Origin of the sequence: Streptomyces sp. NPDC053542 (genome assembly GCF_044544685.1) — a bacterium.
Taxonomy (GTDB): Bacteria; Actinomycetota; Actinomycetes; order Streptomycetales; family Streptomycetaceae; genus Streptomyces.
Map to the genome: position 1 here is coordinate 1 of NZ_JBITXL010000002.1, position 13038 is coordinate 13038.

The window sequence follows — 13038 nt, forward strand, 5'->3', positions numbered from 1 at the left end:
CGTCGCTGCCGCAGTCCCACCTGCTCTGACACTGACATCGCAGTTCCCGAGGACTAGCACTTCGCGACTTCTTCATCGCCCACATGCCCAGCGGCTGGCGTCGGTGATCATGGTCCGACGCATCGTCCTGGAGTACACCTGCTCGATCGGACAGGTCAGGACGCCATAGCGGGGAGTGCGGGGGCGCGAGTGAGCACCCCTGCTTTGCTTACCGCACGTCACGGCTCCGTTAATTCTACGGAGGCGACGCAACCGCTGGCGACGCTTTGTGGCCTGCATAACACGACTGCGCAACGTGGAAGTCCCGGCGAAGTCCCGGTTGGCGGACCGGCGCCGCCCCGCCCCGAAGTCGCCGCGAACGGCTCTCCTCCGGGTGCGGCGGCTTCGGCTGTTCCGTTGACACTCCTTGACGCACTGCGTGCATTTGACGCTTATTGACACACTGTGTGCATTCACGCATCCGCAGGGTATCGGCGACCGCGTCGAGAGAACGACGCCAGGTCGACACATAGCGACTAAGCCAGGTCTACACATAGCGACTAAAATGTAGAAATGGGGTATGCGCACATGACATAGGGCGGGTATTCGGGAAGCAGAGGTGATCTCAGTGGTCGATCTCTGGACCAGGAACGAGGACCCTCCGACTCGAGTCCGTGAGCGGTTCGACTCGGGCGAGCCTGTCGAGGGCAGTGTCAGGACGCCGATTCTGCGGTCCTGGCAGCGTTGCAAGGACCTCGGACTGCGACCGGACCGGTTCGACCTTCCCTATGTGGACGACCTCGATCTGGGGTCGCGTCTCTTCCGCGCGGCCGTGCCCGTGCTCGGGCGCCTGGAGTCGATGCTGGTGGACACCCGGCTGAGCATTCTCCTCACGGATGGGGAAGGGAGAGTGCTCTACCGGCGCGCTGGGGAACGGGCCCTCGACAGACACCTCGACGCGGTGCAGCTCGCCCCTGGCTTCACGTACTCGGAACGGCTCGCGGGCACCAACGGCATGGGCACCGCGCTTGCCGAAGGAAAACCCCGCAACGTCCATGGGCAGGAGCACTTCGCCGAGCGTCTGCAGCCGTTCGCATGCTTCGCCGCTCCTGTCCACGACCCGCTCAGCGGGCGCGTCGAAGGCGTCGTCGATCTCTCGTGCTGGTCGTCCGATGCGCATCCGACGATGGAGGCCATCGTTCGCGAAGCGGGTGCCGCCGTCGAACAAGGCATCCTGGACATGGGGTCACAGCGCGAACATGCCTTGTTCGAGACGTACATGCGGGCACGGCACAGGTCGCGGGGGGCCGTGGTGGCCATGGGCTCGTCTCTCGCCGACCCGGACCGGCCGGTCGGAAGCGGACTGCCCTGGCGTGATCAGGAGCGCCTGCGGGAGGCGGCCGCCGAGCTGGTCTCCCAGGGCGTCCTCGCCATCCGCGAGGTTCCTCTTTCCACTGGTCAGGTGGCCACTCTGCTCTGCCGGCCGGTCACCACACCGTCAGGGGTCAGCGGTGCCGCTGTGGAGGCGTACCTCCCGCACCCGCTGGGCCCCCGTGTCACCGCGCCGGCCGCCACCGTCCGGGAAACGCCCCGTTCCCTGCCGGCGATCGGAGCGCATGAGCTCCGGGAGAGCCGGCGTCCGGAAAGCCCCGCCGTCGCCGACGAAACACCCGGCAGGGCGGAACGGCTGGTCCTCCTCGGCGAACCCACGGTGGGGAAGATCGCCATCCGGACGCGGCGGCGCCTGCAGCTGCTGTGCGAGGCCGGCGTGCGCATCGGGACCACGTTGGATGTGTCACGGACCGCTGAGGAGCTGGCCGAGGTGGCCGTGCCGCAGCTTGCCGACTTCGCCACGGTGGATCTGCTCAAGTCGGTCCTGCGTTGGGAGGAGCACGGCGACACGAGCGGGGAGCTCCGCCGCCTGGCCATCGGCAGCATCCGGCCGGACTGCCCCTTCGCGCCGGTGGGGACGGAATTCCGCTTCGTCGGCTCCACTCCCCAGGCTCGCTCCCTGGCGACCGAAGAGTCGATCCTCGAACCGGATCTCACCGCGGTGCCCGGTTGGCTGGCACAGGACCCGGGACGCGGGGAGAAGCTTCTCCGGGAACAGGGCATCCATTCGCTGATCACGGTCCCCCTCCGTGCGTCCGGCACTGTCCTGGGCCAAGTCACGTTCTACCGCTCGGAGAGGCCCGACCCGTTCGAGAGCGGCGACCTCGCTCTGGCGGAGGAACTGGTCGCCCACGCCGCCGTATGTATCGACAACGCCCGCCGCTACACCCGCGAACACACGATGGCAGTGGCCCTGCAGCGCAGTCTTCTCCCGCACGGTCTGCCCGAGCAGGAGGCCGTCGAGGCCGCCTACCGCTATCTCCCCTCGCACGCCGGAGTCGGGGGCGACTGGTTCGACGTCATCCCCCTGTCCGGGGCCCGCGTCGCACTCGTCGTCGGCGACGTCGTCGGCCACGGCATCCAGGCCGCGGCCACGATGGGGCGCCTGCGCACCGCGATCCACAACTTCTCCGCCCTGGACCTGCCCCCCGACGAACTCCTCGCCCAACTCGACGACCTGGTCATACGGCTGGACGCGGACGCCGACACACCGTCAGGAGACGGCGGCCAGGACATCACCGGTACCAGCTGCCTGTACTCCGTCTACGATCCGAGCTCGGGCGTGTGCACCCTGGCCCGCGCCGGCCACCTGCCGCCCGCCCTCGTCACCCCCGACGGCGAGGTGTCCTTCCCCGAACTTCCCCCAGGCCCCCCGCTCGGCCTCGGCGGGATGCCCTTCGAAACGGCCGAGCTGCACCTGCCCTCGGACAGTCAGCTGGTGTTCTTCACCGACGGACTGCTGGAGAACCACGGCGACGACATCGGCATCGGGCTCGACCGGCTGCACCACGCGCTGGCCTCCCCCGGACGCCCGGCGGAGGAAACCTGCGACGTGGTCCTGAACTCCCTGTTGCCCGCGCGGTCGAAGGATGACATCACCCTGCTCGTCGCCCGCACCCGAACGCTCGGCCCGGAACGCGTCGCGTCCTGGGACGTGCCCTCCGACCCGGCCGTCGTATCCACCATGCGAGCCGCCATCACCCGGCAACTGAGCGACTGGCACCTGGATGAACTCGCCTTCGCCACCGAGCTGATGCTCAGCGAGCTGATTACCAACGCCATTCGTCACGCCACCGGCCCCATTCAGCTGCGCATGCTCCGCACCAACAGCCTCATCTGCGAGGTCTCCGACGGCAGCAGCACCTCACCCCACCTGCGCCGCGCGGCCACCACCGAAGAGGGAGGCCGCGGCCTGTTCCTCGTCGCCCAGATCGCCCAACGCTGGGGCACCCGGTACACCGCCAACGGCAAGGTCATCTGGACCGAACAGGACATCCCTTCGCACGGCTGATCGCACCACGCGGCTCGCGGGGCGATGCGGGCCCCGCTCTCAGGCGTGAGTGTGCAGCGGCTTGCCCGCCATGGCCAGCAGGGCCTCGCCCAGGGCTTCGTTCTGGGTGGGGTGGGCGTGGACGAGGGAAGCCAGGTCCGTGGCGGTCGCGCCTGTGCCTAGGATGACCTGAGCCTCGCCGATCAGCTCACCCACGCGCTCGCCGACCATGGTGACGCCAACGATCGCGCCGTTCGGCGCTTTGATCAGCTTGATCCCGCCGGAGGTCTGGAGGATCTGCGACTTGCCGTTGCCGGCCAGGTCGTAGGTGAGGGTCTCCACGGCGCCGTACTTTTCGGTCGCGGCCGTCTCGGTGAGGCCCACCGAGGCGACTTCCGGTCTGCAGTACGTCACACGGGGGATCGTGTCCTCGTCGATCGGGGCAGGGGCGAGGCCGGCGATGTCCTCGGCGACGAAGATGCCGTGCTGGAATCCGCGGTGGGCGAGCTGCGGGCCGGCCACGAGGTCGCCCACCGCGTGGACGTCCGGAAGGTTGGTGCGCAGCCGCTCGTCCGTGACAACGAAGCCGCGGTCGACCGTCACCCCGGCTTCCTGGTAGCCGTGTCCTGCCGAGTGGGGGCCGCGACCGACGGCGACCAGCAGCAGATCGGCCTCCAGGCGGTCACCGTTGTCCAGGATGACCGTCACGCCGTCGGTCACGCCGTCGCCGCCGCGCTCGACCCCCGAGACCCTGGCCTTCGTCCTGACCTTGATGCCGCGCTTGCGGAACGCCCGGGTCAGGCCCTTGGAGGCGAATTCGTCATCGCCCGGCAGCAGCCGCGGCAGCGCCTCGACGATGGTGACCTCCGCACCGAACGAGCGCCATACGCTGGCGAATTCCACGCCGATCACACCGCCTCCCAGGACGATGACCTTGTCCGGTACGACGTCGAGACTCAGTGCCTGGTCGCTGGTGATGACCGGGCCGCCGATCTCGATGCCGGGCAGTGTCTTCGCGTACGAACCGGTGGCCAGCACGACGTGGCGGCCGGTGTACCGCTGTCCGTCGACTTCCACCGTGCCGGGCCCGACCAGCCTGCCCGTGCCGTTCACCAGGGTCACCTTGTTGACGGCGGCAAGTCCCTGAAGTCCCTTGTGGAGCTTGGTGATGACGGAGTCCTTGTAGGCGTTGACCCCGGCGAGGTCGATGCCGGCCACCGAGGACTTCACACCGATGCGGTCGCCCTCGCGGGCCGTGTCGGCGACCTCGGCGGCGTGCAGCAGGGCCTTGGTCGGGATGCATCCCCGGTGCAGGCAGGTGCCGCCGAGCTTGTCCTTCTCCACCAGGATCACGGACAGTCCCAGCTGCGCGGCGCGGAACGCGCAGGCGTAACCGCCGGAGCCGCCGCCGAGGATGACGATGTCAGCGTGGTTCACAGGTACTCCAGTACTTCAGTGACGCGAGTCGTGCGTCATCGGTCTGCGACGCGGATTGCGCCTCAGTCGGCCTTCTTGCGGGATGCGACGGCCTGCGCGTGGAGCCGGCCGGCACGATAGGAGGAGCGGACCAGCGGCCCGGACATGACTCCCGCGAAGCCGACCGCCTCGGCCGTCTCCCGGTGCTGGACGAACTCCTCGGGCCTGACCCACCGGTGCACCGGCAGGTGCCGCGGCGAGGGCCTCAGGTACTGGGTGAGGGTGACGAGTTCGCATCCGGCGTCGTACAGGTCCCGCAGGGCCGGCTCGATCTCCTCCGGTTCCTCGCCCATGCCGAGGATGAGGTTCGACTTGGTCACCAGGCCGGCCTTCCGGGCAGCGGTGAGCACGTCGAGCGAGCGCTCGTAACGGAAGCCGGGGCGGATGCGTTTGAAGATCCGTGGCACGGTCTCCAGGTTGTGCGCCAGCACCTCCGGACGGGCGGAGAAGACCTCGGCGAGCCGGCCGGGGACGGCGCCGAAGTCCGGGATGAGCAGTTCCACCTTCGTACCGGCGCTGACCGTGTGGATCCGACGGACCGTCTCGGCGTACAGCCACGCACCGCCGTCGGGCAGGTCGTCCCTGGCCACGCCGGTCACCGTCGAGTAGCGCAGGCCCATCGAGGCCACCGACTCGGCCACTCGCCGCGGCTCGTCCCGGTCCAGCCCGGCCGGCTTGCCCGTGTCGATCTGACAGAAGTCACAGCGCCGGGTGCACTGGTCCCCGCCGATCAGGAAGGTGGCCTCCCGGTCCTCCCAGCACTCGAAGATGTTCGGGCAGGCTGCTTCCTGGCAGACCGTGTGCAGGTTTTCCCGCTGCACCAAGTTCTGCAGTTCGGTGTACTCCGGCCCCTGCCTGGCCCGCGCTCTGATCCACGGGGGCTTGTCCTCAATGGGCGACTCGCTGTTGCGGGCTTCGATCCGCAGCAGTCTGCGTCCCTCTGGTGCGACGGTCATCTCTCGGGCTCCCTTCGGGCTTCGGCCACCGCGGCGACCGGGCCGTCCGCCGCCGCGTCCGTGGTGAACTCCGCGGCCTCCAGCCGCTGCTTCACCTCGGTGGGACAGCGGGTGGCGTCACCGCGGCTCGGCTTGACGCCGGTGTGTTCCTGGCTGCTGTCCTCGGCCTTCGTTCACTGACGTGGGGAACAGGTACTGAGGGCCGATGCCGGCCTGTTCGATGCGGGCGACCGAAGCGCCCTCGGCGAGCACGTCGCCTACTGCCACCTGCTACTCCGGCTCCCGGCTTCCGGACCGGGCCGCGGCGTCCTTTCGGGCACGATCACTGGCCGGCACGCGTCAAAAATTCCGTCGGGTCGTCCATCGCCGCGCGGCGCAGGCGGCAGATCGCCGGCGCGGTGGAGTGCGGGAGCAGCGCGCTCGGTGCGTCGGGCCGGACCACCTCGACGTCCACCCCGTCGGCGAAGCGGTAGGGGCGGTGCTGCAGCAGGCCCGCCAGCTGCCGGCGCAGCCGGGACACCTCGGCCCGCACCGTGACCGTACGGCTCCCGTCGCCGAACAGATCGTCCGCCAGCTCCGCCGCCGTACGGCCCGAAGGGTGTTCGGCGAGGACGAACAGCAGCTCGGCGTGGCGGGGGCTGAGTCCGTGCGTCCAGGTGCCGCTCGGCCCCTCGACGGTGAGGGACGCCTGCCGCGGGCGCCGTACGTCGAGCACGATCCGGGTCGGTCCCGGGACGTCCTCCTCCCTCACCCGCAGCAGCCAGCCGCCGGGCAGCGGCTCCACGGCGCACCGGCCCAGCGACGGCAGCCATGCCTCGCCGTCGCGCACCGTGCCCGGCAGCAGCAGCCGGTCGATGGGAGCCACCCCGGAGACGGCGGCGACCCAGCCGTGCCGGTCGGTGACCACCGCACGGCCCGCGACCCGCGCCAGCACCGGGGCGGCGACCGCCCGCAGCTTCTCCAGGTCACCGAGGTGCGCGGTACGCAGCTGTGCCTCGGCCAGCTTGCTGACGGCGTCGACCAGCGCCAGCGTGCTGGGGTGCGCGGTCATGGCGGGGCCGCTCACATCGACGACGCCCAGCAGCCGGCCGTCCCTGGGGCCGCGGATGGGCGCCGCCGCGCAGGTCCAGGTGTGGTGGGTACGGACGAAGTGCTCCGCCGAGTGGATCTGCACCGGCCGGCGTGCCACCAGCGCGGTGCCGATGGCGTTGGTGCCGACCGCGCTCTCCGACCAGGAGGCGCCTTCGACAAAACCCAGGGTCTGTGCCTTCGCGAGCACTGCCTTGCTGCCGCCCCGCCACAGCACCCGGCCCTCGCTGTCGGCGATCACCAGGATGTGCCAGGCGGCGTCCGCGATGGACAGCAGGCCACCACGCAACGTCTCCAGCGCGTCGCCCAGGCCGCAGGCCCGGCGGTGTTGCTCGACCTCTTCGGGGCTGAGCGCACCGGCGTCCGATCCGGTGTCCGGGTCCACGCCGGTGCACACCACGCGCTCCCAGGACTGCAGAATCACCGGTCGGGGAGGCATCGGCGGCTGCTCACCGCTCAGCACCGCCTCGTGCGCCCGGGCCAGCATCCGGGCGTATTGCCGGGGGTCGGTGCCCTCGGGCGGCATCGCTGGGTCGAGGTGCACGTTCCGCACGTGTTTCTCCAGTCGTCCCTGACCAGTGCGACGGCTGACTGGGCCGCCGGATGCCTTCATGGTGCGCCGGGGGCGCGGTGAGGTAAACCCCCCGCCGAACAGCCGGTGGGGCGGATGGGGAGTCCGGGAGAGCACGGCACGCATCACCTCACAGGTCGGCTCACAGGTCGACGAGGACCTTCATCTTCGTTCCGGCGTGCAGGGCCGCGAAGCCCTCGTCGTGCAGCTGGTCCAGCGGGATGTGGCCGACCCAGCCCGTGGTGTCGTAGTGGCCCCGGGCCATCAGGTCGATGACCCGGCGGTAGTCGTCGGCCGTGTAGCACAACGATCCCTGGATACGGGATTCGGACAGCACCAGCTTGAGCAGCGAGGTGGTGAGCGGACGCTCGTACACCGCCACCGACACCAGCGGCCGGTGAGCGCCCACGCAGCTCAGCGCCGACTCCACACTCGCCTCGACGCCCGCGGCGTCGTACGCGGCCGCCGCGCCCCGGTCCTTGGTCCGTCGCATGATGTGCCGGGCCGGGTCGACCGCCCGCGGATCGATCACATCGGCCGCCCCGAGGCGCTCGATCGCCTCGCGCCGCGCGGCGGACGGCTCCACCACCGTGATGTCCTCGACGCCTTCGCCGCGCAGCGCGAACCACAGCCCGATGCCGATCGGGCCCGCTCCGAAGACGACCGCGTGGTCGCCGGGACCGACCCCGCCCAGGCGGGCCGCGTGGTAGGCGACGGCCATCGGCTCGACCATGGCTCCCAGCTCCGGGCTCACCTCGTCGGGCAGGCGGTGGAGCATGTACTCGGGCACCACGGTGTACTCCGCCATGCCGCCGTTCGACATCAGCCCGTGGAAGCCGATCTGCCGGCAGACGTTGTAGTGACCCTCCTGGCACGGTGCGCAGCTGCCGCAGCGGTAGATGGGCTCTACCGCTACCCGGTCGCCCGGGGCGACCGCACGGACCCCCTCGCCCGCCTCGACCACCGTCCCGGAGAACTCATGGCCCATGATCAGCGGGAGGGAGGCTCCGGTGAGCGGATGCGGTTCGGTCGGAAAGAAGATCGGTCCCGCGTAGTACTCGTGGAGGTCGGTCCCGCAGATCCCGTTGTGTGCCACCCGGAGCTTGGCGTGCCCCGGCGGGCAGTCCGGCTCCGGCACATCGCCGATCCTGACGTCTCCACGACCTCGGTACACTGCAGCGCGCATCGTCCCGTCCCTGGGTATCGGAGTATTCGGTCTTTTCTGCCGCCCGGCGGTGCGTCACCCGCCCCAGGCGGTGCGGTCACGCCGGCGCGGCGTCCAGCGTGATCCCGGTGCCGGTGAGCGCGGCGGAGACCGGGCACACCTGCTTGGCCTGCTCGGCCAGCCGCGCGAACACCTGCGTGTCGGCCCCGGGCACCGCGGCCCGTACGGTCAGCGCGATGCCGCTGATGGCGAAGCCGTCACCGGCCGGCCCGAAGCTCACCCGCGCACTGGTTTCGATGCGCTCAGGCGGGAAGCCGGCGTCGGTGAGCAGCGCGGAGAACTGCATGGAGTAGCAGGAGGAGTGGGCGGCGGCGATCAGCTCCTCGGGGCTGGTGAGCCCGTTCGCCTCGGCGGCGCGGCTCGGCCAGGAGACCGTGAACCCGCCCGCCTTGGAGGTGTCCAGGGTGACGGTCCCGGTGCCGGTGGCGAGGTCTCCGGTCCAGGTGGTGGTGGCTGTACGGTCGGTCATGGTGGGTCTTCCCTGTCGGGTGCTGCCATCGGTGTGAACTGCGGCGGTGAGTGGGCGGCTTCGGCGTGCGAGACGTGGGCGGCCGCCGCGTACGAAAGGCGGTGGAGCGCCGCGTACGAAGGGGTGACGGACCGCCGTGGAATGAGGGCGTCCAGGGGAAGAGTTGCGCATCCCACGGCGTGTCCGGGGCCGCCGGCGCGGCCGATGCGGGCGCGGACGGCGCGGCTGCGCCGGCGGCGGCTTCACGGGCGTCGCCGGCCTCCTCAGGCGCGGCCCGTGGCCTCTTCGACGGCCGAGACCACGGCGGCGGGCGACTCCATCTGCGGCATGTGTCCCGCGCCGTCCACCACGTGGACGGTCGCGTGCTGCTTCACGGACTCGGCGTTGGACAGGGGAATCACCTGGTCCTGCCGCCCCCATACGGCAACCGTGGGGACGTCCGCCCGGGCCAGCAGCGGTGCCACGTCGATGCCCGGCTTGTCGCCGTCCAGCAGCGTGCCGAGCAGTGTTTCCAGTGCACGGTCCACTCCGTCAAGACGCTTGTACTTCAGCAGGTCGTCGACGAGCTGGCGGTTGACCAGGGAGGAGTCGGCGAACAGCTTGAGCAGCTGCGGCTTGAGCTCGCGCCGCGAGGTGGCGGAGGCGAAGCCCCGCAGGTACTCGGCGTTCAGCTCCGGCCCGTATCCCGCGGGGGCCACCAGGGTCAGCGACCGCACCCGGTCCGGTGCCGCGGCGGCTGCCGCGGTGACCACCGCGCCGCCCATGGAGTGCCCGACCAGATGGGCCTGCCGTACGCCCAGCGCGTCCAGGAATCCGATGACGGTGCCGGCCAGCGTGTCGAGGCTGCCGTTGCCGACGTCCTTGGCGGAGTCACCGTGCCCCGGCAGATCCAGCGCGTGCACCGTACGGCCCTCGGAGAGCGGCTCCTGTACGAACAGCCAGGAGTTCTTGTCGCCGCCGTACCCGTGGACCAGGACGACCACGTCGTCCGCGCCGTCGCCCATGGTCGTGTACGAGATGGCGCGGCCCGCCACCTCCACGGTCTCCTGCCGCGGCCCGTCCTCGTCCTCGACGACGCCCCGGGCCAGCTGCTCCTCGGCCTCCTTCACGACCTCGTCGATCTCGGCGTCCGGTACGTCCTCCGGGGCCACGACCGCGATCGTGCAGCCGACCGGGGCATCCGCTCCCGCCTCGACGATCACCCGCCGCAGCACGCCCTCGTGGTCACTTTCCAGCGTGCCGGCGATCTTGTCGGTGTCGATCTCGGCGAGGTCGTCGCCCTTCTCGACCTCGTCCCCCACCTCCACGACCCACTCCATGATCTTGCCGCTCTTCATGGACAGGCCCCACTTGGGCATCGTCACACGCCCGATACGGTCTTCGTTCGTACGGTCGTCAGCCATGATCAACGCTCCCAGCCCGTCACGGTCTTGACCGCGTTGACCACCCGCTGCGCGTCCGGCACGTACAGGTCCTCCAGGACCGGGCTGAACGGTACGGGCGTATGCGGCGCGGTCACCATCTCGACGGGCGCGCGCAGCGACCCGAACGCCTCCTTGGCGATCAGTGCGGAAACGTCGGCGGCCATGGAGCAACGCGGCGTGGACTCGTCCACCACGACGAGCCGTCCGGTGTTCTCCACGCTCTCGATGATCGTGTCCGCGTCCAGCGGGCTGGTGGTGCGCGGGTCGATGACCTCACACCCGACCCCGGACTTCGCCAGCTCATCGGCGGCCTGTTCGGCGACGGACACCATCCGCCCGAAGGCCACGATCGTCACCTCGTCTCCTTCCCGCACCACATTGGCCTCACCGAACGGGATGGTGTAACTCTCCGCCGGCACCTCACCCGTCGTGTCGTACATCGCCTTGTGCTCGCAGAAGATCACCGGGTCGTCGTCCCGGATCGACTGGATCATCAGGCCCTTGGCCTCGTACGGCGACGACGGGATGACGACCTTCAGCCCCGGAATGTTGGTGAACAGCGGATACAGCGCCTGCGAGTGCTGGGCCGCGGCCCGCAGCCCCGCCCCGTACATCGCGCGGATGACGACCGGCGTGACGGCTTTCCCGCCGAACATGTACCGGAACTTCGCCGCCTGATTGAAGATCTGGTCGAAACACACGCCCATGAAGTCGATGAACATCAGCTCGGCCACCGGACGGAAGCCACGGGTCGCGGCACCGACCGCCGCGCCCACGAATGCCGACTCCGAGATCGGCGTGTCCAGCACCCGCCCCGGGAACTTGCCGTACAGGCCCTTCGTCACACCCAGCACACCGCCCCAGGCGTCCGGCTCCCCGGGCGCACCGGCGCCGCCGGCGTTGTCCTCGCCCATCACGATGACCGAGCTGTCCCGCTCCATCTCCTGCATCAGCGCCTCGTTGAGCGCCTCGCGATAACTGATCGTGCGTGCCACGGTTCTGCCTCCTTTTACGTGTCGGTGACGGAGCGGTCAGTACGAGATGTAGACGTCGGTCTCCAGGTCGGCCCGGGTCGGCTGCGGAGCCGCCTTGGCCTCCGCGACCGCCTCGTCGATCAGCCCGCCGACCTCGGCGTCCACCTGGTCCAGCTGGTCCGCGGTGAGCTGCCCGGACTCCGTCACCCGGCGGCGGAACTGCTTGAGACAGTCCAGCGTCTCCCTGGCCTCGGCCACCTCGGTGGACCGGTAGGTCTGCTGGTCGCCCTCGAAGTGTCCGTAGTAGCGGGTGAGTTTGACCTCGATGAGCGTCGGCCCGCCCCCGTTCCTGGCCCGTTCCACGGCCTGGGCGGCCGCCTCGTGCACGGCGAAGAAGTCGAAGCCGTCAACGATGACACCGGGCATGCCGAAGGCCGCGGCGCGGTTGGCGATGTCGCCGCCGCCGACGGACCAGGCGCTGGAGGTGGCCTCGGCGTAGCCGTTGTTCTCGGCGACGAAAATGGCGGGCAGGTTCCACACCGACGCCAGGTTCAGCGACTCCAGCGTGGTGCCCTGGTTGCTGCCGCCATCGCCGAAGAAGGCGACGCCGACGCCGCCGTCGCCACGCAGCTTGGCGGCGAGCGCGGTGCCGCAGATCAGCGGCGGGCCGCCGCCGACGATGCCGTTGGCGCCGAGCATGCCCTTGCTCAGGTCGGCGATGTGCATCGAGCCGCCCTTGCCGTGACAGGACCCGGAGGTACGGCCGTAGATCTCGGCCATCATCTCCTTCACGTCCACGTTCTTGGCGATGCAGTGGCCGTGCCCGCGGTGGGTGCTGGAGATGGAGTCGCGGTCGTCGTCGAGGTTCATGCACACCCCGGTGGCGGATGCCTCCTCGCCCGCATACAGGTGAACGAATCCGGGGATCTCGCCGGTCGCGAACTCGTCATGCAGCCGCTCTTCGAAGTCGCGGATCGTCCGCATCGTCCGGTAGGCCCTGAGCAGGGCCTTGTCGTCCAGCGCGGGTGCCGGCCGGCTGGTGAGTGTCTCAGTCATGCGGATCTCCTCGGCTGAGAGTGCGGGATGTCGGGTAGACCGGTGCATCGGTCCATCGGTGCGTCGAGGGGCCGTACGGAGGGGTACGGCGAGGTACGGCAGGTACGGCGAACAAGGCGTACGGTGAGCGGGCACGATGAGTCGGTACGGGGAAGAGCGCGCGGGGCGGGTGCGCCCGGCGCGGGACGCCGCTCTCCTGTGTCGGCGGCGTTATCGCGGTGCTACGTGCAGATGACCTCGGTGTGGCCAATCTGCTGGCTGCGGCGAGGGCCGACAAGAGTTGCAAAGAGTTGCGGCCGCAGGCGTAACCCGTGCGCAGCAGTGATGGCCGCTGCATCGCAGCAGGTCAGCGCACCGGCGGACGCCAAACCGATGCCCGCAAGGCGCTCGGCGTCGACGGAGGGACGCCGAGCGCCTGAGCGCCTGGTGGTGGGCGC

At 70.0% G+C, this 13038-nt stretch carries 9 protein-coding genes; 1 reads left to right on the forward strand and 8 read right to left on the reverse strand.

Features of this window, described 5'->3' with window-relative positions; all coding sequences use genetic code 11:
- Positions 1-769 precede the first annotated feature (769 nt).
- On the forward strand, positions 770-3382 hold the full coding sequence (locus ACIGXO_RS04340) for a SpoIIE family protein phosphatase (protein ID WP_399780017.1): 2613 nt from the start codon (positions 770-772) through the stop codon (positions 3380-3382).
- Positions 3383-3421: 39 nt separating this feature from the next.
- On the opposite strand, the gene lpdA is transcribed toward ACIGXO_RS04340, so the two are convergent.
- The 8 genes from lpdA to ACIGXO_RS04380 form a co-directional block, all read right to left on the reverse strand.
- Complete coding sequence (gene lpdA / locus ACIGXO_RS04345) at positions 3422-4798, reverse strand: dihydrolipoyl dehydrogenase (protein ID WP_399780020.1); 1377 nt, start codon at positions 4796-4798, stop codon at positions 3422-3424.
- Positions 4799-4860: 62 nt separating this feature from the next.
- Positions 4861-5793: a lipoyl synthase gene (gene lipA / locus ACIGXO_RS04350; RefSeq protein ID WP_399780022.1), complete on the reverse strand. Its 933-nt coding sequence runs from the start codon at positions 5791-5793 to the stop codon at positions 4861-4863.
- Positions 5794-6115: 322 nt separating this feature from the next.
- Positions 6116-7435 carry a GAF domain-containing protein gene (locus ACIGXO_RS04355; protein ID WP_399780025.1) on the reverse strand — a complete coding sequence of 440 codons (1320 nt, stop codon included), beginning with the start codon at positions 7433-7435 and terminating at the stop codon, positions 6116-6118.
- 160 nt (positions 7436-7595) lie between these two features.
- On the reverse strand, positions 7596-8591 hold the full coding sequence (locus tag ACIGXO_RS04360) for a 2,3-butanediol dehydrogenase (protein ID WP_399780028.1): 996 nt from the start codon (positions 8589-8591) through the stop codon (positions 7596-7598).
- A 124-nt stretch (positions 8592-8715) separates the two neighbouring features.
- On the reverse strand, positions 8716-9147 hold the full coding sequence (locus ACIGXO_RS04365) for an OsmC family peroxiredoxin (protein WP_399780030.1): 432 nt from the start codon (positions 9145-9147) through the stop codon (positions 8716-8718).
- A 263-nt stretch (positions 9148-9410) separates the two neighbouring features.
- On the reverse strand, positions 9411-10550 hold the full coding sequence (locus ACIGXO_RS04370; protein ID WP_399780033.1) for an acetoin dehydrogenase dihydrolipoyllysine-residue acetyltransferase subunit: 1140 nt from the start codon (positions 10548-10550) through the stop codon (positions 9411-9413).
- 2 nt (positions 10551-10552) lie between these two features.
- On the reverse strand, positions 10553-11566 hold the full coding sequence (locus ACIGXO_RS04375) for an alpha-ketoacid dehydrogenase subunit beta (RefSeq protein ID WP_399780035.1): 1014 nt from the start codon (positions 11564-11566) through the stop codon (positions 10553-10555).
- 36 nt (positions 11567-11602) lie between these two features.
- Positions 11603-12601, reverse strand: a complete 999-nt coding sequence (locus ACIGXO_RS04380) for a thiamine pyrophosphate-dependent dehydrogenase E1 component subunit alpha (protein WP_399780038.1) — start codon at positions 12599-12601, stop codon at positions 11603-11605.
- Between the last annotated feature and the right edge of the window lie 437 nt (positions 12602-13038).

Excerpts from the sequence above, each read along its gene's own strand:
- lipA (WP_399780022.1), bottom strand. The coding sequence starts at position 5,793 with ATGACCGTCGCACCAGAGGGACGCAGACTGCTGCGGATCGAAGCCCGC.
- ACIGXO_RS04365 (WP_399780030.1), bottom strand. The coding sequence starts at position 9,147 with ATGACCGACCGTACAGCCACCACCACCTGGACCGGAGACCTCGCCACC.
- ACIGXO_RS04370 (WP_399780033.1), bottom strand. The coding sequence starts at position 10,550 with ATGGCTGACGACCGTACGAACGAAGACCGTATCGGGCGTGTGACGATG.
- ACIGXO_RS04380 (WP_399780038.1), bottom strand. The coding sequence starts at position 12,601 with ATGACTGAGACACTCACCAGCCGGCCGGCACCCGCGCTGGACGACAAG.